This window comes from Streptomyces sp. NPDC058052 (genome assembly GCF_042885515.1).
Taxonomy (GTDB): domain Bacteria; phylum Actinomycetota; class Actinomycetes; order Streptomycetales; family Streptomycetaceae; genus Streptomyces.
Map to the genome: position 1 here is coordinate 170,939 of NZ_JBHVRX010000013.1, position 22,421 is coordinate 193,359.

Annotated in this window: 16 protein-coding genes; 5 read left to right on the top strand and 11 right to left on the bottom strand. The window is 73.7% G+C overall.

The annotated features are described in order from the left end of the window. Positions 1 to 17: 17 nt before the first annotated feature. From ACFVU3_RS19995 to ACFVU3_RS20020, 6 genes are all read right to left on the bottom strand, one after another. The gene (locus ACFVU3_RS19995; RefSeq protein WP_390067814.1) at positions 18 to 1,442 is read right to left on the bottom strand and encodes a serine/threonine-protein kinase; all 1,425 of its coding nucleotides are present in this window, start codon (positions 1,440 to 1,442) and stop codon (positions 18 to 20) included. Then, positions 1,439 to 2,239, bottom strand: a complete 801-nt coding sequence (locus tag ACFVU3_RS20000; RefSeq protein ID WP_390067816.1) for a serine/threonine protein kinase — start codon at positions 2,237 to 2,239, stop codon at positions 1,439 to 1,441. The genes ACFVU3_RS19995 and ACFVU3_RS20000 overlap by 4 nt, the downstream gene beginning before the upstream one ends. Positions 2,240 to 2,718: 479 nt before the next feature. After that, a complete protein-coding gene (locus tag ACFVU3_RS20005; protein ID WP_390067817.1) occupies positions 2,719 to 4,749 on the bottom strand; it encodes a family 43 glycosylhydrolase in 2,031 nt (676 codons plus the stop codon). A 101-nt stretch (positions 4,750 to 4,850) separates the two neighbouring features. Next, a complete protein-coding gene (locus ACFVU3_RS20010) occupies positions 4,851 to 6,347 on the bottom strand; it encodes a hypothetical protein (RefSeq protein WP_390067819.1) in 1,497 nt (498 codons plus the stop codon). Between the two features lie 29 nt (positions 6,348 to 6,376). Beyond that, positions 6,377 to 7,888 (bottom strand): peptidoglycan DD-metalloendopeptidase family protein, encoded by a 1,512-nt coding sequence (locus tag ACFVU3_RS20015; RefSeq protein WP_390067820.1) that lies wholly within the window; start codon positions 7,886 to 7,888, stop codon positions 6,377 to 6,379. Between the two features lie 267 nt (positions 7,889 to 8,155). After that, complete coding sequence (locus ACFVU3_RS20020) at positions 8,156 to 9,139, bottom strand: alpha/beta hydrolase (protein WP_390067822.1); 984 nt, start codon at positions 9,137 to 9,139, stop codon at positions 8,156 to 8,158. 512 nt (positions 9,140 to 9,651) lie between these two features. Here ACFVU3_RS20020 and ACFVU3_RS20025 point away from each other — a divergent pair. The 5 genes from ACFVU3_RS20025 to ACFVU3_RS20045 all read left to right on the top strand — a co-directional run bounded on the left by ACFVU3_RS20025 (position 9,652) and on the right by ACFVU3_RS20045 (position 16,880). Continuing rightward, positions 9,652 to 10,704, top strand: a complete 1,053-nt coding sequence (locus ACFVU3_RS20025; protein WP_390067823.1) for a helix-turn-helix domain-containing protein — start codon at positions 9,652 to 9,654, stop codon at positions 10,702 to 10,704. 126 nt (positions 10,705 to 10,830) lie between these two features. Further along, on the top strand, positions 10,831 to 13,842 hold the full coding sequence (locus tag ACFVU3_RS20030) for an AAA family ATPase (protein WP_390067825.1): 3,012 nt from the start codon (positions 10,831 to 10,833) through the stop codon (positions 13,840 to 13,842). Continuing rightward, the gene (locus ACFVU3_RS20035; RefSeq protein ID WP_390067827.1) at positions 13,839 to 15,110 is read left to right on the top strand and encodes an extracellular solute-binding protein; all 1,272 of its coding nucleotides are present in this window, start codon (positions 13,839 to 13,841) and stop codon (positions 15,108 to 15,110) included. The genes ACFVU3_RS20030 and ACFVU3_RS20035 overlap by 4 nt, the downstream gene beginning before the upstream one ends. Continuing rightward, entirely contained in the window at positions 15,082 to 16,038 is a 957-nt protein-coding gene (locus tag ACFVU3_RS20040; protein ID WP_390067829.1) for a carbohydrate ABC transporter permease, read from the top strand. Before ACFVU3_RS20035 ends, ACFVU3_RS20040 begins: the two co-directional genes overlap by 29 nt. Before the next feature lie 89 nt (positions 16,039 to 16,127). Then, a complete protein-coding gene (locus ACFVU3_RS20045) occupies positions 16,128 to 16,880 on the top strand; it encodes a carbohydrate ABC transporter permease (RefSeq protein ID WP_390067851.1) in 753 nt (250 codons plus the stop codon). 18 nt (positions 16,881 to 16,898) lie between these two features. Here ACFVU3_RS20045 and ACFVU3_RS20050 read toward each other — a convergent pair whose 3' ends face one another. The 5 genes from ACFVU3_RS20050 to ACFVU3_RS20070 all read right to left on the bottom strand — a co-directional run bounded on the left by ACFVU3_RS20050 (position 16,899) and on the right by ACFVU3_RS20070 (position 22,275). Beyond that, on the bottom strand, positions 16,899 to 17,540 hold the full coding sequence (locus ACFVU3_RS20050; protein WP_390067853.1) for a GPR1/FUN34/YaaH family transporter: 642 nt from the start codon (positions 17,538 to 17,540) through the stop codon (positions 16,899 to 16,901). 113 nt (positions 17,541 to 17,653) lie between these two features. Then, on the bottom strand, positions 17,654 to 19,543 hold the full coding sequence (locus ACFVU3_RS20055; protein WP_390067831.1) for an amidohydrolase: 1,890 nt from the start codon (positions 19,541 to 19,543) through the stop codon (positions 17,654 to 17,656). Continuing rightward, positions 19,540 to 20,493 (bottom strand): alpha/beta hydrolase, encoded by a 954-nt coding sequence (locus tag ACFVU3_RS20060; protein ID WP_390067833.1) that lies wholly within the window; start codon positions 20,491 to 20,493, stop codon positions 19,540 to 19,542. Before ACFVU3_RS20060 ends, ACFVU3_RS20055 begins: the two co-directional genes overlap by 4 nt. 85 nt (positions 20,494 to 20,578) lie before the next feature. Further along, positions 20,579 to 21,193 (bottom strand): FMN reductase, encoded by a 615-nt coding sequence (locus ACFVU3_RS20065; RefSeq protein ID WP_390067835.1) that lies wholly within the window; start codon positions 21,191 to 21,193, stop codon positions 20,579 to 20,581. Continuing rightward, positions 21,190 to 22,275: an LLM class flavin-dependent oxidoreductase gene (locus ACFVU3_RS20070; RefSeq protein ID WP_390067837.1), complete on the bottom strand. Its 1,086-nt coding sequence runs from the start codon at positions 22,273 to 22,275 to the stop codon at positions 21,190 to 21,192. The genes ACFVU3_RS20065 and ACFVU3_RS20070 overlap by 4 nt, the downstream gene beginning before the upstream one ends. Positions 22,276 to 22,421 lie beyond the last annotated feature (146 nt).

Below are 22,421 nucleotides of genomic sequence, written 5' to 3' on the forward strand. Positions count from 1 at the left end.
ATGCGGGCGGAAGGGGGTCAGCGGGCGGCGGTGAGCGGACAGTCGGGCAGGGCCGGGCGGTCCTTCGTACGGACGGCGGGGAGCCAGGCGCCGGGCGGTACGGAGCCGCGGGGGAGACGGACGCGGAACCAGCGCGTGGACCGCAGGTCCTCCTCGTCGACGATGGGCTGGGCGTCGGGCACCTGGCAGTCGGCGGTGAGCACGTCGCCGTGCCAGACCCGGGTCCGTACGACGTTCTCGGCGGTGTACGGCCGGTGGGGATCGATCGCCAGGCCCAGGCTGCACTGCGGGTCCCGGTCGGCCCGCTCCTGACAGCCCCGCTCGGCGTTGAAGACCCGGATCGCGTCGGACGGCGCGGCGAGGCCGTGCCCCACGGTGTCGGAGCACAGGGCCGCGCCGCCTCCGCAGAGCGCGGCGGCCAGGACGGCCGCGCGGGCCCTGCCGCGGACCCGGCGGCCCGGCGGCGCGGGGACGCCGGGCCGGGCGGCGATCCGGGCCAGCAGGCTCTCGGCCGTGTGCGGGGCGCGGGCCGCGTGGCTGGGGGAGAGGCAGTCGGCGACGAGCTCGCGCCAGAACGGCGGGACGGCGGCGTCCAGGCGCAGCGGGGCGCGGCCCGCCCCGTACTCCTGGACGGCGGCGCCCCGGGCGAGGGGCGTGGCTCCGGGGAACGGCGGGACGCCGGAGGCGAAGATCTCGTGGACGACCACGCCGAGCGCCCAGATGTCGGCGCTCGTCCGGACCTGCACCCCGTACTCCCCCAGGGGAGCCCGCCAGCGCTCCGGCGGGAGGTAGTCGAGCGTGCCCAGCGGAGGCGCGTAGCCGTGGGTGCCGGTCAGTTCGGTGGCGAGACCGAAGTCCGACAGCTTCACGGAGCCGTCCTCGCCCAGCAGGACGTTCTCCGGCTTGAGGTCGGCGTGGACCCAGCCCGAGCGGTGGAGGTGGACGAGCCCCTCGCAGATGCCCTCGGCGATGCGCCCGCGGTGGTGCTCGGGAACGCCCGCGTCGAGGAGCTCGCGCAGACTGCCCGCCGCCCGCTCCATGACCAGCACGATCGCGCCGTCCACCGAGGGGTGCTCCGGTGCGGCGAGCACGAAGGAGTCCAGGAGGCCGATCAGCCGGGGGTGTCCGGCTCTGCGGCCCAGCTCGACCTCGCGGTGCGCCGACTCCACGATCCTGCGCACCTGGAGGGGCGCGAGCCCCGCGGTCGGCATGATCTTGAGAGCGACCCCGCCGGGCTCCGGTGCCCCGGCCCCGGAGCCGGGACGGGGACGTCCGGAGGCGCGGCGGTGCGGGCCGGCCCGGCGGGCCGCGTAGACCGTGGACCAGCCCCCGGTCCCGATCGGCTCGGTGACCTCCCACGCTCCCACCCGGTAGCCGGGCGGGAGCGGCTCCAATCCTTCGTCCCGCCCCGCGGTGCCGTCCGGTGCGAACAGCGGTGTCATCGCGCGTCGTTCCGCTCGCGCCGGCCCGCCCCGGCCACGGGCGCCAGCAACGCGAGGTGCTCCTCCCGTACGAGCCCGAAGCGGAGCGCCAGCCCGACGATCTCCTCCCGCTTGCCGTTGCGGCGGTCCCCCTTGCCCGGATCGTGGCCGCCGAGGCGGAGCTTCTCCTCGGCGAGGTAGTCGATGTGCGAGCTGACCGCCCGCGCGGTGAGCGCGGCGCAGCCGGGGTGGCCCCGGAGCCGGTCGACGATCTGGGGCGTGGTGGGGACGGCGACGCGGGACTGGTCGCGCAGGCGCGGCTCGCAGAGCGCGACGAGGACGAGGAAGTACGTGGCGGTCTCGTCCAGGGAGTACGCGGTGACCGTGCGGCTGCCCCAGGGGCCGCCCGTGGCCCCGGGGTCGAGGTACAGGTGGTCCGGCGCGAACACCTGGAAGGTGACGGGGGTTTCACCGCGGGTGGGCAGGACGACCCGGGCGAACTCGAAGGGGACGGGCGCCCCGATCCGGCGCGGCGGGACCCTCAGGTACTCGCCGGCTCCCTCCGGGTTCTCGACGAGGTAGCTGTGGCTGCCGCTGTGGTTCGTCAGCTGCCAGTGGTCGTCGGTCACCCGGATCTCCCCGGCGAGCCGGGAGATCGCCGCGTCGGCGAGACGGAGCTCGACGGGGGTGCTGGGGGACCCGCGGCCGAAGCGGGCGACCTCGCCCGGACCGAGCCGTAACGTCACCGCGTCGGCTTCCCGTTCGCCGCCGCCGGCGCCTCCGCCGCCCTGCGGTAGATGTACGACCACACCGCTCATCGTTCCCCCATTCCGCACCCCCGGTTGTCGGACGAGCGGAACGATACCCACCGATCGGGCGGGTGCACCGGCATGCTTCGGCCACCCGGCGGGGACCGCGGACACGGGGTGTCCCGGGCGGGTGCGGGACCCTCCCGGGGCTGTTTCCGGCGGCCGGCGTACGGGCGGCGCCCGCTGTGACGCGGGCCACTGCCGGCCTCCGGCGAGGGCGGCTTTTTAGAATGATATTCCAGTCTTATGGTCGGTGGACGCCTGCGTTCCGGCAGCTCGGAGGACGGCACGACGGTCGACGCGCGTGCCGGGGCACCCCGGGCACGGCCGCTCGCCCGGCGTTCCCGCCCCCGGGCGCAAGGTGGGATAGGTCACTGCCCGGAGCGGCCGACGGGGCCGGCCCCACCGGCTTCCCGTCCTGGTCAAGCGCTCGTCCCCGTCCGCCGGGTGGCGCGATCCGGACGTCGGCGGCCGTGGAGCCCGATGGCTCAGGGAGCGGGCGCGCCCGACACGACGGGGGCGACCGGACGCTCGCCGAACCCGCTCCACGGCTGCCAGCCACCGCTGGGCCGCGCCTGGACCCGGGTCCGCAGCCGGCCCTCGGCGCTGACGGCGAAGACGTGGATCCGACCGGTCGCGTCGACCGCGGCGGTGGGCGTGGCGGCGAGCCGCAGGCCCGGCTCGCCGAACTCCCGCCCGGGGTCCCAGGCCCCGCCCGGCGAGAGCTGCCACCGGTGGGCCAGCCGGGCGCCGCCGGGTGACAGGGAGAAGGCTTCGAGGCGGCCGTCGGCGTTGAGGGCGAACGAGGGGGCGCCGGCGCTCCAGCCGAACAGAGGCAGCCACCCGTCCCAGCCGCCGCTCGGCACGGCCTGCCTCCGGGTGAAGGTGCCCACCCCGGAAGGCCCGATGGCGGCGACGGTCAGCCGTCCGCCGCCGTCCCGGACCGCCCGCGGAGCCGCCCCGGCCGCGGTGCCGAACGGATGCCACGCGGGTGTCCACGCTCCGCCGGGACTCTCCTGCCACCGATGGCGGATGCCCGCGCCGCCGGGACTCAGCGCGAACACCTCCAGACGGCCGTCGGCGTTGGCCGCGACCACCGGCGGCGCCCCCGCCGCGCTCCCGAAGCCCGGCTCCCACGCGTCCCAGGCCGCCGAGCCGGCCGTCCCCTGCCGTCGCCGTGCGAAGGAGACACCGCCAGGGGCGAGGGCGAAGACCTCCAGGCGGCCGGAGGCGTCGCGGGCGACGGCGGGGGCGGCACCGGCCGGCCCGCCGAACTCCTCCCAGCCGTCCCAGCCGCCGTCCGCCCGCTGAACCCGGTGGTGGAGGTTCGCGCCGCCCGGGGCCAGCGAGAACACCTCCAGCCGTCCGTCGGCGTTGCGGCCCAGCGTCGGCACCGCGCCCGCCGGACCGCCGAACCGTTCCCACTCCGACCAGGTGCCGGCGGCCGGGTCGACCTGCACGCGCCGGAGCATCGACCGGTCCGCGGCGTCGAGCGCGAAGACGGTCAGACGCCCGTCGACGTCGAGGCCGGCCACCGGATTGTCCGGGCTCTGCCAGGACGGAGGCGTGTCCCGCCAGTCCAGGGACGCCACGTACAGGCCCTGCCGGAACCAGCCCGCGGCGGTGACGTACCACGCGTCCCCGTCGGCGACCGCCTCGACGGCGTGCCCGGGCACATGGCCCGCGTAGCCCGCGAGGTCGAAACGGAACGGATCGCGCGAGGCCAGGACGTCGGTCCCCTCGTACCCGTTCCTCGGACCGATGAACAGGTAGTACCAGCCGTCCCGTTCGACGACGTACGGCGACTCGGTCACCGAGACGGTCGCGTCCGTGCTCGCGTCGGTGAAGGCCGTGCCCGGCGGGCCCCAGTGCACGAGGTCTGCGGAGCGCCGGTACGCCACGACGTGATGCCCGCCCGGGGCGGACAGCTCCGTGTAGTACATGACCCACTCACCGCCGACCCGCAGCACCATCGGATCACGGGCGGCGAGCCCCCGGAAGAGCGGGCCCGACGGCTCGCGGGTCCAGGTGAACAGGTCGGTGGAGGTGGCGAGGTTGATCGCCGCGCCGCTCTCCCCGCCCGCCGCGTAGAACATCCAGAACCGCCCGCCCGCCTCGACGACGTGCGGCGCCCACAGGTGCTCCTCGCCGTGGTAGGCGGGATCGACGGTGAGGGCGTCCGCATGGGTCGTCCACGGCCCGTGGAGGCCGGGCGCGGACGCGTGCGCGAAGGCGGTCTCCGCGCCGCTGTCCGGGGCCTCCCCGCGCGGCGCGCCGTCCCCGGCGATGCTGAACAGGTGCCAGCGGCCCAGCGCCCTGACCAGGGTGTGATCGTTGAGATAGCGCGGCCCCGCGACGGTGGACGGATCGTAGACGTGGGCGAAGGCGCCCGCGCCGATCCACCGCGCCGGCGGCACGTCACCGGCGGAGGCGAACGCGTCCGGGCCCGCCCCGAGGAGCGGGAGGATTCCCGCCCCGGTGGCGCCCCGCAGCACGTTCCGTCTGCTGATCGGTCGCATGAGTCTCTCCAGGAGGACCGCACGACCGGAGGCCGGACGGACGGGCGGCGGGCGGATGCTGACGGACGGCCGGGGCGGCCGGGGGACCGGACGGGGACGGCTCAGTCGAGGCCCGGGCCCGCGCTGCCGTTGAGCCACCCCCATGCGGACCAGGTGGAGAATCCGGTCTGCCACCTGTGGAAGGTGCCGGTGGGGTTGGTGCCGAAGACCTCGATGCGTCCGTCGGCGTTGGTGGCGGCGGCGACGTCGGTGCCGCCGGTGCCGAAGGTCTCCCAGGCGCTGTACGGGGCGTTCACCGCCGTCTGCCAGGCGTGCGCGGCGGTGCTGCCGTTGATCGCGAACACCTCGACCCGGCCGTCCGGGGTGCGCTCACTGGTGAGCCGTGCGTCGGCCGGCCCGCCGGTGGGCTCCCACTCCGACCAACTCGACGCACTCGTCTGGTACTTGTGGAAGACCCCCACCGGACCCGAGGCGAAGACTTCGAGCCGTCCGTCGGCGTTGTGGTCCACGGTGAGGTCGCGGCCTCCGCCGCCGAAGGTGTCCCAGGACGACCAGCCGCCGTTGGGAGATGTCTGGTACTGGTGCTGGAAGATGTCTCCGTTGAGGGCGAAGACTTCCAGCCGTCCGTCCCGGGACTTCTCCATCTCCACGCGGCTGTCGGCGGGGCCGCCGCCGGTGGGTTCCCAGTCCGTCCAGCCGCCGTTGGGCGCGGTCTGGTACTTGTGGAAGAGGCCGACCGGCCCGGAGGCGAACACTTCGATCCGGCCGTCGGCGTTCACCCCTGCGGCCACGTCCTTGCCGCCCCCGCCGAATGCCTCCCATCCGGACCAGCTTCCGGACGGGGAGAGCTGGTAGCGGTGCTGGAAGGTGTTCCCGTCGATCGCGAACAGCTCCAGACGCCCGTCCGCGTTGGGCGCGATGGCCAGCTCCGCGCCGCCCGGACCGCCGAGGGGTTCCCAGTCCGACCAGGCACCGTTCGCCTCGACCTGCCAGGCGTGGTGCACCCCGCCGGCGGCCGCGGCGAACACCTCCAGACGGCCGTCCGCCGACCGGGCGGAGACGACACGGCCCGACTCGGCCGGATACACGAGCGGAGCGGGCCCGGGCTCGCCCGGACGCCCGAGACGGTCCACGGCCGCCCGCGCCTCGCCCAGGTGCCGCTCGTGGTGGCCCTGGTTGTAGGTGGACCAGGGCTGCCAGTTCGTCCCGCCGGAGGAGATCGCGTATGCCGCGTTCGCGTTGCACTGAGCGTCGTACGCGCAGGCGTCGTCGACCTCGGCGTGCCAGTAGTCGTTGATCTGCCACAGGCCACGGTCGGTCGAGGCGGGCGAGTTGTTCTGCGTGTTGGAGGCGGAAGGGTCGCAACTGGACTCCGCGAGGGCGACGGCCACGGCGGTCACCAGGGCGTCGCCGCGGAACCCGGCCTGATAGCCGACCTGGGCGCACAGGTCGCTCGAAGCGGCGTGCGCGGGCGACGCGCCGGCGAGCGCGCCACCGGCGAGGAACAGCGAGGTGAGGACCGACAGGGCGAGCCGGCGCGGGGCGCGGCCCCGGGACGGAGCGCCGCCGCTCGCCACGGACGGGAGAACGCTGGTCATCTGCTGCCTCCTGGGGATGTCGTGGCGCGTCAGTCGAGACCGGGACCGGCGGAGTCGCCGACCCAGCCCCATGCGGACCAGGTGGAGAATCCGGTCTGCCACCTGTGGAAGGTGCCGGTGGGGTTGGTGCCGAAGACTTCGATGCGTCCGTCGGCGTTGGTGGCGGCGGCGACGTCGGTGCCGCCGGTGCCGAAGGTCTCCCACGCGCTGTACGGGGCGTTCACCGCCGTCTGCCAGCTGTGGGCCGCCGTCCCGCCGTTGATCGCGAAGACCTCGACGCGCCCGTCCGCCGTCCGCTCACTCGCGAGCTGCGCGTCCGGCGGGCCCCCGGTGGGCTCCCACTCCGACCAGCTCGCCGGACCGGTCTGGTACTTGTGGAAGACGCCCACGGGCCCGGACGCGAAGACTTCGATGCGTCCGTCGGCGTTGTGGTCCACGGTGAGGTCGCGGCCTCCGCCGCCGAAGGTGTCCCAGGACGACCAGCCGCCGTTGGGAGATGTCTGGTACTGGTGCTGGAAGATGTCTCCGTTGAGGGCGAAGACTTCCAGCCGTCCGTCCGGAGACTTTTCCATCTCCACGCGGCTGTCGGCGGGGCCGCCGCCGGTGGGTTCCCAGTCCGACCAGCCGCCGTTGGGCGCGGTCTGGTACTTGTGGAAGAGGCCGACGGGTCCCGAGGCGAACACTTCGATCCGGCCGTCGGCGTTCACCCCTGCGGCCACGTCCTTGCCGCCGCCGCCGAATGCCTCCCATCCGGACCAGCTTCCGGACGGGGAGAGCTGGTAGCGGTGCTGGAAGGTGTTCCCGTCGATCGCGAACAGCTCCAGACGCCCGTCCGCGTTCGGGGCGAGCGCCAGCTCCCCGCCGGCCGGACCGCCGAGGAACTCCCATTCCGACCAGGCACCGTTCCGCTCCGTCTGCCAGGCGTGGTGCACCCCGCCGGCGGCCGCGGCGAACACCTCCAGACGGCCGTCCGCCGACCGCGCCGACACCACCCGGCCCGACTCCACCGGATACACCAGCGGCTCGGGACGCGGCCCGCTGCCCGGGACGCAGGGCAGGACCACGCCCCGCTCCGCGAGGTACACCTCGGGATCGACGCCGTACGACGTCGACGGATCGCCCCAGATCCGCAGGTGCAGATGGGGGCCGGACGAGTCGCCCTCGGACCCCATCAGCGCGATCCGCTGGCCCGCCACGACGTGCTCGCCCGCGCTGACGTCCCGCTGGTACATGTGCCCGTACTCGGAGATCGACCCGTCGGCATGCCGGATGCGGATCCACTGGCCGTAGCCGCTCTCGTAGCCGGAGATGGTGACCTCCCCGTCACCCACGGCGTAGATCGGCGTCCCGTAGTCGGCGGCGATGTCGACGCCGTTGTGGCCCGCGTGGTACGGCTGGCTCACGAAGCCCGCGGACGGACACGCCGCGGTGGGCCCGGCGGGCCGGGCGGACGCCGGGGCCGTGACCATGAGGGCCGGCAGCAGGGCAACGGCCACCGTGAGGGCCCAGTGCAGTGCGCGGCGGCAATATCCGGGTGACACGAGCCGCTCCTCCCCTTGAACGTCTCGGACGGGTACGACGGGTACGACGAGTGGGACGGGTACGACGAGTGGGACGGGTACGACGAGTGGGACAGGTGGGGCGGGACGTGGGGGGGCGGGGGGGGCCGCCCCCCCGGGGGGCCGGCCGGGGGGGGCGGCGGCGGGTGGGGGGGGGGTGGGGCGGGGGCATGTAGTGGTGGGGTTGGGTGGGGGGGGGGCGGGGGGGGGGGGGGGGGGGGGGGCCCCGCCCCCCCCCCACGCCGGGGCTCACGCCTTGCGGAGCCGGCCGATGATGCCGTCGATGTCGCGCTGCATCATGTCGTGGCGGATGAAGTGGCCGCCGGGCAGCTCGTGCCACTCGTGCGGGATGCCCGCGTTCCCGAGGAGGGAGCGGAACTCCCGCTGACCCCAGAGGACATGGGACTCGTTGGCGGTGTCGAACCAGTTGACCGGATCCGGGCTGGTGCCGGCGACCAGGAAGACGCGCTTGTGGCGGTAGCTCTCGATCCGCTGGACCGGGTTGTCGGCGTTCACGCGCGCCTCGTCCCAGAACGGCGCGCCGTAGACCGTGCCGCCGCCCAGTTCGAGCGCCGCGGAGGTGGCGTTGGCCCAGTGGACCACCATGCCGTTGTCGCGGCGGAGGCTGGCCGGGCCCGAGTGGGCGCTCACGGACGCGAAGTGGCCGTAGTACTTGGCCGCGTACTTCAGCGCGCCGAAGCCGCCCATGGAGAAGCCCGACACGGCACGGCCGTCGTACTCGGCGTAGGTGCGGAAGTTCGCGTCGATCCACGGGATCAGCTGCGCGATGTGGAAGTGCTCCCAGTTGCGCGGGCCGACGTTGGAGCTGACCGGGTTGGAGTACCAGCCCGTCCGCCCGCCGTCGGGCATGACGACGATGATCGGCTTGCCCGCGGTCCACGCGCGGACGCCCTCGCGGTCGAAGGTGATGAAGTCCTGCTCGCCGCCGTGCAGGAGGTACAGGACCGGGTACCGGCGTCCGCTCCAGTGGTAGTCGTCGGGCAGCAGCACGTTCACCGCGGGGTTCCAGCCGATCGCGCTGGTGGCGAACCGGTAGTACCACATGCGGTGATCGGCCTCGCCGCGCTCCACGATGCGCAGCCCGAAACCGTCACCGACGGCGGCGGCCGGCGCGGCCGCGGCCATGACACCCGCGCCCCCCAGGGCCAACGCGGCCGACAGGCCGCCGGCGGACTTGAGGATGTTCCTGCGGGAGGGGTGCTGCGCGCTCAACGGGACCTCCTGGTCGGGAGCATGAGGAAGGATCGGAGACCGGCGGAGCGTACCCCGTCCCGCACCGCTCCGGACGTGCGGCCCCCATCGGGCCATTGGTCGAACCGTCCGGAACGTAGCAACGGGACGGGACGCGGGGACCCCGGAACCTTCCGGACTGACAGGTGGGGAGCCGGTGAGCTAGGTCCGGTCCGGAACGCGGCGTCGTCTGCCCGGAGGGCACGCCGCGCGCCGGGCGGGACGCTCCGGACAGGTCCCAGGGGGCCGGAGGACGTCGCAGGCACCGGAAGCGGCGCGCGCTCGACACCCTCGAAGGGGCGGCCGCCTCGGGCCGCCCCTGGTCCGAGGCGGCCCGGGCGGTGCCGGCCCGGGCGGTGCCGGCCCGCGCGGGACGCGGCCAGAGCGCACCCTGACCAGCACGTCATCACGTGATCTAGCGGATTCACGTGATGTGCCCCGCGCGGTTCGCCGACAGGCTGGCGTCACAGCACAACCCGCCGAAGGACACATCCATGTTGACGCATCCGCCAGGATCAGGGTCCGGCTCCCTGACCCGCACCCATTACTCTGCCGACACCGTTCCCGCAGGGAGACGCCGCGGCTACTGGCGCGAGGCACTGGCCCGGACGTTCGGAGCCGTGGACGTGGCCGTGCCCGACGATGTGCGGTCCGGCACGATCCGTACCGTGGTGCTGGGGCGCGTGCAGGCGGTCACGGTGGAGAGCGAGCCGCAGTTCGCACGCCGGACCCAGCGCCTCATCGCATGCGCCGACAACGAGGACTTCGTGGTCGTGAAGCTGCTCTGCCGGGGTGGCGCCCGCGTCGAACAGGACGCCCGGGACAACGCGGTACGGCCGGGACAGCTCTTCGTCTACGACATGGCGCGCCCGATCCGGCTCGCCCTCCCCGAACCGTTCCAGACGAAGTCCCTCGTCCTGCCGCGTGCCGTCCTCGGCCTCGACGAGTCGGACATATCCCGGATCACCGCCTCTCCGATCGGGTCCGAATCGGCGATCGGGGGGATGCTCTCGCCGTTCCTGTCACAGCTGGTGGACACCGCCGAAGCGTGTCCGGAGCCCGTCGGTGAACTCATCGCCCGGAACGTGGTCGACCTGCTCACCGTCCTCGCCGATGAACGACGGGGCGCGGACACCACGGATTCACCGAGCGGAGCGCGCGTGCTGCTCACACGGATCCGCGCTTTCATCGACGCCAACCTGACCGACCCCGGCCTCACTCCGGAGGCCGTGGCCCGCGCCCACCACGTCTCCGTGCGCTATCTGCACAAGCTCTTCGAGAGCGAGGGCGTCACGGTCAGCCGCTGGATCCAGCGGCGGCGTCTCGAAGAGTGCCGGCGAACGCTGGCCCGCAGGGACGCCGCCGACACCACCGTCGCCGGTGTCGCCCACCGCTGGGGGTTCACCAGCGCCTCTCACTTCAGCCGTGTCTTTCGTGCGGCGTACGGGCAGTCCCCGGTCGACTGGAGGAACGCGGCGGCGGCCGGGCGGAGCGTGCGACCCCGCCCGACGGGGCCGCACGGGAGAGCGTGCGACCAGGCCGTGTGACCAGACACTCACCCCCCAGATGTGCGTTGAGCTGCAGTTCTTGCCATAGTGACCCTCCGGGAAACGTTCCGGCGCCGGTGACGGTGGTGGCCGGCGGCGCTCCGTGCGTGTCGGGGGAGGGGCAAGGTGGCGGGGTCGGGCGGGCCGCTGTCCCGTCGTGGGCTGCGCGGCCGGGAGGCCGAACTCACGGAGCTGCGTGACCTCGTCGCCTCCGTCGCCCAGAGCGGCAGCGGTGCCCTCGCCCTCCTGCGCGGCGAGGCCGGCATCGGGAAGAGCACGCTGCTCACGGAGGCCGTCGACCTGGCCGAGGGCACCGGGTACTCCACCGGCATCGGCAGAGCCGACGAGCTGCATCACCTCGTGCCGCTGTCGTCACTGGCGGGCTGCCTCCTCGGTGGTGCGAGGCCCTTGCTGCCCGGCGACGCCTTCGCCGACCTCGCCCGCCGTCACGACCAGCGGATCCGGCTCGCGGAGCGGCTCGCCGGGATGATCGAGGCCAGGGCGGCGGAGACGCCCGTCCTCATCGCGCTGGACGACGTGCAGTGGGCGGATCCACTGAGCCGGTTCGCACTGCATCAGTTGCCCGGCCGGCTGCGGAGTTCCCCGGTCCTATGGCTGCTGACCGGACGCACGGGACCCACAGCCGCTGGTGAGGACATACTGGCCGCCGCGCGGAGCCGACTGCCGGTGGCACGGCTCCCTCTCGGTCCCCTGTCCGCCACCGCCATCGACCGGCTCGCCGACGACACCCTCGGCAGGACGGCCGACGAGCGGACCCGGAGCCTGCTCGAGGGCACCGGCGGAAACCCCTTCCTCGCGGTGGAGTTGCTGCGAGGGCTGCGGACCGAGGAACACGCAGGAGAGCCCCCGGGCCAGGCCGGAGAACGGGCTTCCGGCCGGAGGCCGGACGCGGCGGAACCCGGCTCAGGCGGGAAGAGGACCGCGGGCTCGACCGGGGGGACGTCCCCGTCCGTGCCGCCCGGACTCGTGTCCGGCGTGCGTGGCCGGATCGGCTCTCTCAGTCCTGACACCCTGAACTTCCTGCGGATGGGGGCGGTCCTCGGCCGCCGCTTCGCCTTCGTCGACGCGGCGGCGCTCTGCGAGCGGCCGCCCGCCGCGCTGATCACGGCCCTCGACGAGGCGGTTCGTACGGGGCTGCTCGACGACGACGGCGAACTCCTCGTCTTCCGCCACGACCTGGTGCGCCAGGCGGTCTACGCCGACATCCCCACGTCGGCGCGCAACGCACTGCACCGGGCGGCCGCGCACCGCCTCGTCGCGTCCGGGCACCGCCCGATCGACGCGGCGTCGCACGTACTGCGCGGTGCCGAGCCCGGTGACGAGGAGGCCGTCGCGTTGCTCCGGCAGGCGGCGGACGACGTCCTGCCGGTGACTCCGGGGCTCGCGGCCGACCTCATGACGCGCGCCCTGGAACTGGTCCGGCCCTCGGAGGCGGCGCGGTTCGAGGTGGGCGAGCAGGCCATCGTGTGTCTCACCCGGGCAGGGCGGGACAGGGAAGCACTGACGACCTGTGACGGGCTCCTCGCCGCGCAACCGCCGCTCGCCGTGTTCGGGCGGCTCCAGTCAGCGCTCGGCGGAGCGCTGTGGAGCCTGGACCTGGCCGATGAGCTGTGCCGTCGGGCGGAGGCGGCCCTGGCCGTGGGAGGCGTCACGCCCGACGTGGGCGCCCGGCTCTCCGCGCTGCGCGCGCTCGCCCTGTCCCGGGGCCGGGACCTGGACGTCGCACGGGTCGCGGGCGAGGAGGCGCTGGCCGCGGCGGTCGCGACCGGGGACCGCACGGCGCACGTCCAGGCGCTGTCCGCGCTGGGCGAGATCGCCCTCAACGCGGGAGACGGCGTCCTCGCGTTGGCGCGCTTCACCGCGCTGAGTGCCGTGGACGGTTCCTTCCGGCCCGAGGAGATCGTCGCCCATCAGCACATGGACCGGTTCGACAGCGCCGACGAGCTGCTGCGGCGGGCGACGGCGGAGGCCGGGTCCCATCGGCAGGCCATGTTCCTGTGGGCGCAGGGACAGCAGCATCTCGGGTGGGGCCGGCTCGACGACGCCGAGGCGCACTTCGCGACGATGGAGGACCTGGAGGACGCCGTAAGGATTCCGGTGCAGCAGGTGAACTCCCGGGTGATCCGCGCCTGGATCGCGCTGCTGCGGGGCGACCGCGCCGGGGCCGGGCAGCAGCTGGTGGCGGCGCGTGAGCGTCTGGCGGTCAAGCCGAACCCGGGCAACCGGGCCGCGGTGTGCTTTCTCGAGGCCCTCGTCGCCGGCCACGACGGAGACACCCGGTCGGCGGTGGACGCGCTGCGGCGGCTGCAGGAGATCGGGCCGCTCATGCGCTGGCGGTTGTTGCGCACCTGGGTCGGCACGGCGATCCGGATCGCTCTGCGGGGCGGGGACGGCGCGCTGGCCGGGCATCTGGCCGCGCAGGCCGCGGCGCACGCCGAGCGCAATCCGGAGGTGCCGACGGCGACGGGGATCGCCGCCCTCGCCGCCGGACTCGTCGCGGGCGACGTCGGTCTCCTCGAACGGTCGGTGTCCCTGCTCGCCACCGGACCCCGCCCGCTGGTCCTGGCCTCGGCCCGGACCGACCTGGGGCGGGCGCTGCTGACGGCGGGTCGGACGGCGGAGGCGGTGACCGTGCTCTCGGCGGCCCGGGACGCCTTCGCCACGTCGGGTGCGAGCGCGGCCGCGGCCGATGTACGGCGACTGCTCGACGGTGTCGACAGTGGTTCGAGCACCGGTGCGGGGGCGCGGGCGGAGGTTGGTGCCGGGCGGGCCGGCACCGTACGTGACCGGCCGGTCCAAGGCTGGGAGGCGCTCACCGCCTCGGAGCGCAAGGTGGCGCGGTTGATCGCGGCGGGTCACACCAACAGGTCGGCCGCCGAGACCCTCGTCGTCTCCCCCCACACCGTCAACACCCATCTGACGTCGGTCTTCCGGAAGCTCACCGTGAGGTCCCGGGTGCAGCTCACGCACGTGGTGCTCGCCCGGGACGATCCGGAAGCGGACCGTCCGCCGACTCGGTCACACCGAGCGGCGACGCCTTCGAGCGCGGTCCCCACGTCCGCACCGGCATCCGCATCCCCCTCCACACACGCGTCCGCAGGAAGAGCACCCTCGTGAAGGCACCAACAGGACCAACAGCACCAACAGCACCACTCGCACGACACCTCGCCGTACTCGCGGCGGTCGTCGCGCTGGTCATGGTCACCGTCGGCTGCGGCACGGGCGACCCGGCCGACCCCTCCCGTGCGGAACGGGTGACGTCCCTCACCGCGCTCGACTACTACACCGACAGCACCGAGCACGCCCACTGGGGCGAACTGCTGGCCGCCTGCGGCAAGCGGGCGGGGGTGACGATCGAGCACCGGAGCGTTCCCGCGCCGTCGCTCGTTCCCACGGTCCTCCGGCAGGCCGCGGCACGGACACTGCCCGACCTGCTGATGCTCGACAACCCCGACCTCCAGCAGATCGCGCGGTCCGGCGCGCTCGCCCCCCTCCGTCCGTACGGAGTCCGCACCGACGGCTTCGGACCGGGCATCCTGTCGGCCGGCACGTACCAGGGCGAGGTGTACGGCCTGGCCCCGACCGTCAACACCCTCGCCCTCTACTACAACAAGGACATGCTCGCCGAAGCCGGCGTGGCGGTCCCACGGACCTGGGACGAACTGCGGACGGCCGCCCGGGCCACGACCCGGCCCGGGCGCCACGGCCTGGCGGTCGACGCCGACGCCTCGTTCGAAAGCACCTTCCAGTTCCTTCCCTTCCTGTGGTCCAACGGCGGCGACGAACGACGCCTCGACACCCCGCAGGCCGCCCAGGCACTCCGCCTGTGGAGCGGTCTCGTGGAGGACGGAGCCATGTCCCGGTCCGTACTCACCTGGAATCAGGGCGACGTGCACGAGCAGTTCCTCGGCGGCAAGGCGGCCATGATGGTCAACGGTCCCTGGCGGATGACCGAACTGGAACAGGCGAAGGACCTGCGCTGGGGTGTCGCCCCGATCCCCGTGCCCCGGGCCGGCGCGGAGCTGGTCACCCCGCTGGGAGGCGAGGTCTGGACCGTTCCGCGCAACGGCTCCGAGGCCCGCACGCGGAAGGCGGCGCAGGTCCTCGAATGCCTCAACGACCCCACGAGCATGCAGACCCTGGCGACCTGGCACCACACGGTCCCGTCCCGGACCGACGTGGCCGCCCGGTACGCGCAGCAGGTCCCCTCGATGGCCGCCTTCGTCGAGAGCGTCCGTGGCGCGCGGGCTCGTACCCAGGAACTCGGTCCCGCCTGGCCGAAGGCGGCCACCGCGATCCACACCGCCGTCCAGGCCGCGGTGTCGGGACAGCAGACGCCCGAGGAGGCGCTCCGGCGTGCGCAGCGCACGGCGACGGGCTCCTGACCCCGAAGGCCGGGCCGGGGGCCGATCCGGTACGGCGGCGCGGGTCCGGCGGCGGGAGACGGCGGTCCGCGCCGCGTTCCTCGCACCGGCCGGCGTGTTCCTGCTGCTCTTCCTCGGCCCGCCGCTCGCGGACAATGTCACGACGAGTCTGCGCGACACCACGGCCGTGGCAGCCCTCGGCGACGAGGCGCCGTTCACCGGCCTGGACAACCACCTCCGCCTGTTCGCCTCGGAGGAGTTCCGGCGGGCGGCGGCCACCACGGCCCTGTACACGGCCGGATCGCTGGCCGCTCAGTTCACGGCCGGTCTGGCGCTCGCGCTGTTCTTCCACCGCCGCTTCCCGCTCGGCCGGTCCGTCCGTGCGCTGATGCTGCTGCCGTGGTTGATGCCGCTGGTCGCGACCGGAACGGTCTGGCGGTGGATGCTCGACGCCGACGACGGGGTCGTGAACGAGGTGCTGCGCGCGCTGCACCTCGTACCCGCCGGCGTCCCCTGGCTCACCGGCACCCACGAGGCGCTGTGGTCCGTGGTCCTCGTCAACACCTGGGTGGGCATCCCCTTCGACACCGCCCTCCTGTACGCCGGCCTGCAGGCGATCCCGCCCCAGGTCCACGAGGCGGCCCGCCTGGACGGAGCCGGACCCGTCCCGCTCTTCCGGTACATCACGTGGCCGCTGCTGCGGCCGACGGCCGGTGTCGTCCTCGTCCTGGGCGCCGTCTACACGCTCAGGGCGCCGGACGTCGTCCTCGTGCTCACCGGCGGCGGACCCGCCGGCGCGACGCGGACCCTGGCGGCCCTGGCGCACGAGCAGGCATACGCGCAGTTCGATGTCGGGCGCGCCGCCGCCACGGGAAACGTGCTCCTTCTGGTCTCGCTCGCCGCCGCCCTGCTCCATCTCCGCGCCGTCCGGCGCGCCCGGCACCTCTGAGGAGGGGGAAACACGTGTCTCTCGTCAGGTCATGGGTGCGGCCGGACGGCCCGGCCGGCTCGCTCGTCGCGATCGTCCTGCTCGCGTCGATGCTGTCCCCCGTCTACTGGATGGTGAACGCCTCCCTGCTGCCCGCCGACCGTCCGCCCCGGGGCGCGTGGTTCCCGGCGGACCCCGATCCGAGCGGATACCTCACGGCCTTCCACGACCAGGGCGGCGCACTCGTCACCAGCCTGGTCGTGTCGCTCGGCACGGCGGCCCTCAGCCTCGCGCTCGCCGCTCCCGCGGCCCACGCGCTGACGCTGTCCCCGCTGCCCGGTGCCGGGCCGTTCCTCTTCGGCGTGCTGCTCGTCCAGGCGGTGCCCGGCATCAGCGTGGCGAATGCGCTGCACGGCCTCTACGCCGACACCGGCCTCCTCGACTCGCGTCTCGGCCTGGTGCTCGCCGACTCGACGGCCGGAGTCCCCCTGGCGATCCTGGTGCTGCGGACCGCCATGGCGGCGATCCCCCGCGAGATCGTGGAGGCGGCCCGTCTCGACGGCGCCGGCGCGTGGTGCGTGTTCCGCTCCGTGGTGCTGCCGCTGAGCGGGAACGCACTGGTCACGGCGGGTCTGTTCGCCTTTCTCTTCGCCTGGGGCGACACCTTGTTCGCCCTCACCCTGACCACCACCGACGCCGTCCGGCCGGTCACGCTCGGCCTCTACGACTACCTCGGCGCGCACACCACCCGGTGGAACGCGACCATGGCCACCGCCGTCCTGGCGTCGCTCCCGGCGGCGGTGCTCGTCGTCGTGGCACAGCGCCACGTCACCGCGGGACCCGCCGCCGGAGCGGTGCACTGAGGACGGCGGCCGGTCCGGTCAGAGCGTCCGGCGCACACCCGCCTGGCGCTCCAGATTGCGCAGCTGGACGGACAGGTCGCCCTCCACCGCCAGGTGGGCGGGGCCGCTGCGGCCGATGGGCAGGACCTCCTCGCTGCGCATGTCCTCCAGCATCAGGGCGAATGCCGCGTACATCGCCACCAGCGCCACCAGGAGACCGAGCGCACCGGACGTGCGCGTCAGCCATTCGGCGCCCGTGATCCCGGCGAGGCCGGTCGCCGCCCAGCGGGGAGCGGAGACCACGAGGACCAGCCACAGCGCCCGCTTGGGCCGGGTCACGGCGATCATCAGCGCCCCGAAGCAGAGCAGCGCCAGGTTGAACACGCCGAGCACCTCAAGGCCGTCGGGGGCCTCGGTGAGCATGACCAGCGCGTACGGGAGCCAGCTGCCGGCGAACACCGCCATGAGGGTCGCCGCGATCACGTCCCGTGCGCCGAAGGCCAGACAGCTCACCAGGAGCTGGAGGACGAAGGCCGGCAGCACGGTGAACGCGACGGCACCGCGGGCCGTCTCGTCGAAGACGCCGAGTTGGAGGCAGCCCGTCATCACGGACGCGATGGCGATCGTGAAGAAGCCGAGGGGCATGGGCGAGGCGATGGGCCGCAGGGTGATCCGGGTCATGGACCGCAGGTCGGGCTCGAAGCGGCGGCCGCCGGCCACGGGGGCGGGTGCGAGGCCGCGGTCGGGACCGGGATCGAGGTCGGGCTCGGTGTTCATTCGGGTTCCTCCGGGGTTCAGTGGGTGAAGCACGGGTCGACGAAGGAAGGCGGCGTGACGGGTCCCGCGCCCCGCCCCGCACGCCACCGGCGGTGCTCCGCGGACTCGGCGGCGGCCTCCGCCACCAGCGCGGCCTGCCGCGCGCCGCCCGCCTGGTAACCGCCGAAGCGGGTCACCGGCGACCACTCCGGTGTGATCGGGGGCAGCGCCTCGTCGAGGCCCTCGTACTCGGCGGAGGCGTACACGATCCGGCCGTCGACGACCGTCAGGACGGCCTCGATGTCGGGGATCACGTGGTCGGGCACGGTGAAGTAGTCGTCCGAGAGGACCGCGAGGTCCCCGAAGTACCCCTCCCGCAGCATGCCCTTGACGTCCTCCTCGCCGGTGAGCCGTGCCCCGCCGCGGGTGTAGAGGCCGAGCGCGGTGTCCCTGCCGAGCAGGTTCGCGGGGCCACGGAGCGGTGTGCCGCCGACGGTCCGGCCGGTGATCAGCCAGTGGAGCGCCACCCACGGGTTGTAGGAGGACACGCGCGTGGCGTCCGTGCCCGCCGCGACGGTGAGACCGCGGTCGAGCATGGCCCGGACCGGCGGGGTGTGGGCGGCGGCCTCGGAGCCGTACCGGTCGCGGAAGGCGAGGCCCTGGAAGGACATGCGGTTCTGGACGGACACCGCGCCGCCGAGGGCCGCGATCCGGTCCAGGCTGCCGGCCGAGACGGTCTCGGCGTGGTCGAACAGCCAGCGTCCGTCGCCGGGGAAGAGCCCTTCGGCCGCGAGCTTCTCGAACACGGTCAGGTCGCGGCGGATGGTCTCGTCGTAGGTGGCGTGCAGCCGGAAGCCCCAGCCGTTCTCGACCAGCGTGCGGACGGCCTGCTCGAACTCCTTCTCGTAGCCCGCCGCGAGTTCGGGCCGTGGCTCCGAGAAGTTCTCGAAGTCGGCGGCCGCCCAGGTCAGGTTCTCGCCGGCGCCGTTGAGCCGGAGCCACGCGTCGCCGTCGCCGGGCCTGACCGTCTCGGTCCAGCGCTTCAGGTCGGCGAGTTCCTGCCCGGCCGTCTGCGGGAAGAGGTGGTAGGCGATCCGCAGCGAGAGCTCTCCGTCCGCCGCCAGGTCGGCGACGGTGGCGTAGTCGTCGGGGAAGTTCTGGAAGCCGCCGGCGGCGTCGACCGCCGAGGTCAGCCCGAAGCGGTTCAGCTCGCGCAGGAAGTGCCGGGTCGAGGTGCGCTTGTCGGCGGCGTCCAGAGTGGGCGCCTTGGCCAGGGTCGAGTACAGGACGAGCGCGCTGGGCGCCGCGAGCAGGACGCCGTTCGGCTCGCCGTTCCGGCCGCGGACGATCTGCCCGCCGCGCGGGTCGGGGGTGTCGCGGGTGAACCCGGCGGCGTGGACGGCGGCCCGGTTCATCAGCGCCGACTGGTAGAGGTGCAGGACGAAGACCGGCGTGTCGGGCGCGGCCGCGTTCAGCTCGGCGACGGTGGGCATGCGGCGCTCGGCGAACTGTTCGGCGGTCCAGCCGCCGACGACCCGGATCCACTGGCCCTTCGGAGTGCGGCCGGCCTGCTCGCGGAGCATGGCCAGGGCCTGCCGGAGACTGCGCACACCGTCCCAGCGCAGCTCCAGCACGTAGTTCAGGCCGCCCCGGATGACGTGCAGGTGCGAGTCGTTGAGGCCCGGGACCACGCGGCGGCCGAGGGCGTCGACGACCCTGGTTCCCGGGCCGACGAGGGCCGCGAGTTCGTGGTCGTCGCCGAGGGCCGCCACCCGGCCGCCGCGGATCGCGACGGCACGGGCGTGCGGACGGTGGGGGTCGCCGGTGAACACCTTGGCGTTGCGCACCAGGAGGTCGGCGTGCGCGGGTTCCCGCCGCGGGGCGGGCACGAGGCCCGCCACGGGCATGCTGGTCGAGGGCCCGGTCATGCGAGGGCCTTGCGGAGGGTGCCGGTGGCGACGCCGATGGCGAGTTCGGCGCCCTGGGTCTCGCGGAGGGCGTTCAGCATGACGAAGTCGTGGATGACGCCCTGGACGCGCAGGGCGGTGACCGGGACGCCGGCGGCGCGCAGCTTCGCCGCGTACGCCTCGCCCTCGTCCCGCAGCACGTCGGCCTCGGCGGTGATCACCAGGGCGGGCGGGAGGTCCGCCAGCTGGTCGAGGGTGGCGCGCAGCGGGGAGGCGGTGATCTGTGCGCGCTCGGCCTCGTCGGTCGTGTACTGGTTCCAGAACCATTCCATGGCCTCGCGGCGCAGGAAGTAGCCGGTCGCGAACTGCTCGTACGACGCGTTGCCGAAGCTCGCGTCGGTCACCGGGTAGAAGAGGACCTGCTGGACGAAGGTCACGTCGCCGCGCTGCTTGGCCATCAGGGTGAGCGCGGCGGCCATGTTGCCGCCGACGGAGTCGCCGGCGACGGCGATCCGGCCGCCGTCGAGGTCCTTGTGCAGGCCCTCGCGGGCGATCCACTGGGCGACCGCGTAGTTCTGCTCGACGGCCACGGGGTAGCGGGCTTCGGGCGACAGGTCGTACTCGGGGAAGACCACCGCCGCCCCCGTGCCGACGGCGAGTTCGCGGACGAGCCGGTCGTGGGTGCGGGCGTTGCCGAAGACCCACCCGGCGCCGTGCACGTAGAGGACGACGGGGAGGACGCCGGTGCTGTCGTGCGGGCGGACGATCCGGGCGCGGACGTCGCCGGTCGGACCACCGTGCACGGTCACCCACTCCTCGTCGACGGCGGGCAGCGGCACGCCCTCACCGCTCTGCACGTCGTCCACACCCTTGCGGCCTGCGGAGACGGGCATCTGGTAGAGGTACGGCGGCTGCGCGGTGGCCTCGGCGAACGCCTGCGCGGCGGGTTCGAGTACGGGTCGGTCGGTCATGCGGTGCTCCTTGGGGTGGGGTGGGGTGGGGTGGGGTGGGATGGGCGCGGCGCCCCGCCGCGTTCCGGGGGATGTCGGCGGGGCGTCAGTCGAAGCGCAGGTCGGCGAGCCGGCTCTCGAGGGCGGTGATGTCGTCCGCGGGCTCGGTCCGGGGCGGGCGGGCCCGCATCAGCGCGGCGAGCTCGGCGGCCGCCCGGTGGATGCGACCGGGCAGGCCGTCGGTGTACTCGTCCCCGCCCGAGCCCCAGTCCTCGGAGGCCGCGAACACCGCGGTGGGGACGACGACGGCGCGGAGGTACGCGAAGAGCGGACGCACGGCGTGCTCCAGGACCAGGGAGTGGCGGGCGGTGCCGCCGGTCGCCGCCGTGAGGACCGGCTTCCCGGTGAGGGCGTCCGGATCGATCACATCGAAGAAGGACTTGAAGAGGCCGCTGTAGGAGGCTGCGAACACGGGAGTGACGACGATCAGGCCGTCCGCCGCTGTCATCGCGTCGATCGCGGCTCTCAGTCGCGGCGGTGGAAATCCGGTCACGAGGTGGTGGGCGATGTCGCCGGCCAGTTCGCGCAGCTCCACGATCTCGGTGGACGCCTGATGGCCCCGGGCGGCGAGTTCGCCGCGGGCGGACTCGGTCAGCCGGTCCGCCAGGAGACGGGTGGAGGAGGGGGTGCTCAGCCCCGCGGAGACGACGGTCAGCTTCATGCGGCCGGCACCTCCCGGGCGGCTCGGAGGGAAGCGTGCGTGGGCGCCTGCGGCACGTCGGCCGGACGCCCCTCGGCGAACTCCTTCCGCAGCACGGGCACGACCTCCTCGCCGAGGATGTCGAGCTGTTCCAGGACGGTCTTCAGGGGCAGGCCCGCGTGGTCCATCAGGAAGAGCTGGCGCTGGTAGTCGCCGACGGTCTCCCGGAAGGAGAGGGTCCGCTCGATGACCTGCTGGGGGGAGCCCACCGTGAGCGGGGTCTGCTCGGTGAAGTCCTCCAGGGAGGGGCCGTGGCCGTAGACGGGCGCGTTGTCGAAGTAGGGGCGGAACTCCCGTACGGCGTCCTGGGAGTTCTTCCGCATGAAGACCTGTCCGCCGAGGCCGACGACGGCGTCCTCCGGACGGCCGTGACCGTGGTGGGCGAACCGGCGGCGGTACAGCTGCACCATGCGCCTGGTGTGGTCGGCCGGCCAGAAGATGTTGTTGTGGAAGAAGCCGTCGCCGTAGAAGGCCGCTTGCTCCGCGATCTCGGGGGACCTGATGGATCCGTGCCAGACGAAGGGCGGGACGCCGTCCAGGGGCCGCGGTGTCGAGGTGAATGCCTGGAGCGGCGTGCGGAACGTGCCTTCCCAGTCCACGACGTCCTCGCGCCACAGGCGGCGCAGCAGGGCGTAGTTCTCCTTGGCGAGGTTGATGCCCTGGCGGATGTCCTGGCCGAACCACGGGTAGACCGGACCGGTGTTGCCGCGCCCCAGCATGAGGTCGACCCGGCCGTCGGCCAGGTGCTGGAGGGTCGCGTAGTCCTCGGCGATCTTCACCGGGTCGTTGGTGGTGATCAGCGTGGTGGCGGTGGACAGGATCAGTTTCTCGGTACGGGCGGCGATGTAGCCGAGCAACGTGGTCGGCGACGACGGGACGAACGGCGGGTTGTGGTGCTCGCCGGTCGCGAAGACGTCCAGGCCGACCTCCTCCGCCTTGACCGCGATGGCGACCATCGCCTTGATGCGCTCGCGCTCGGTCGGAGTGCGGCCGTCGGTGGGGTCGGGGGTCACGTCCCCGACGGTGAAGATGCCGAACTGCATGGGGTGTTCGCTCTCTGAGCTGGTCCGGTTCCCGCTGCGGGGATCCGGAGGGCCGGGGGGACGCCCGGAATGCGGCGGCGCCCCCCCCGGTCAAACGTGCGGCCGCACAAAGCCCCGGAAGCGAGGGGGGCGGGGGGGGCATATAA

Excerpts from the sequence above, each read along its gene's own strand:
- ACFVU3_RS20045 (WP_390067851.1), top strand. The coding sequence starts at position 16,128 with ATGCTGTCCCCCGTCTACTGGATGGTGAACGCCTCCCTGCTGCCCGCC.
- ACFVU3_RS20065 (WP_390067835.1), bottom strand. The coding sequence starts at position 21,193 with ATGAAGCTGACCGTCGTCTCCGCGGGGCTGAGCACCCCCTCCTCCACC.
- ACFVU3_RS20005 (WP_390067817.1), bottom strand. The coding sequence starts at position 4,749 with ATGCGACCGATCAGCAGACGGAACGTGCTGCGGGGCGCCACCGGGGCG.
- ACFVU3_RS20070 (WP_390067837.1), bottom strand. The coding sequence starts at position 22,275 with ATGCAGTTCGGCATCTTCACCGTCGGGGACGTGACCCCCGACCCCACC.
- ACFVU3_RS20055 (WP_390067831.1), bottom strand. The coding sequence starts at position 19,543 with ATGACCGGGCCCTCGACCAGCATGCCCGTGGCGGGCCTCGTGCCCGCC.
- ACFVU3_RS20010 (WP_390067819.1), bottom strand. The coding sequence starts at position 6,347 with ATGACCAGCGTTCTCCCGTCCGTGGCGAGCGGCGGCGCTCCGTCCCGG.
- ACFVU3_RS20060 (WP_390067833.1), bottom strand. The coding sequence starts at position 20,493 with ATGACCGACCGACCCGTACTCGAACCCGCCGCGCAGGCGTTCGCCGAG.
- ACFVU3_RS20050 (WP_390067853.1), bottom strand. The coding sequence starts at position 17,540 with ATGACCCGGATCACCCTGCGGCCCATCGCCTCGCCCATGCCCCTCGGC.
- ACFVU3_RS20025 (WP_390067823.1), top strand. The coding sequence starts at position 9,652 with ATGTTGACGCATCCGCCAGGATCAGGGTCCGGCTCCCTGACCCGCACC.
- ACFVU3_RS20000 (WP_390067816.1), bottom strand. The coding sequence starts at position 2,239 with ATGAGCGGTGTGGTCGTACATCTACCGCAGGGCGGCGGAGGCGCCGGC.
- ACFVU3_RS19995 (WP_390067814.1), bottom strand. The coding sequence starts at position 1,442 with ATGACACCGCTGTTCGCACCGGACGGCACCGCGGGGCGGGACGAAGGA.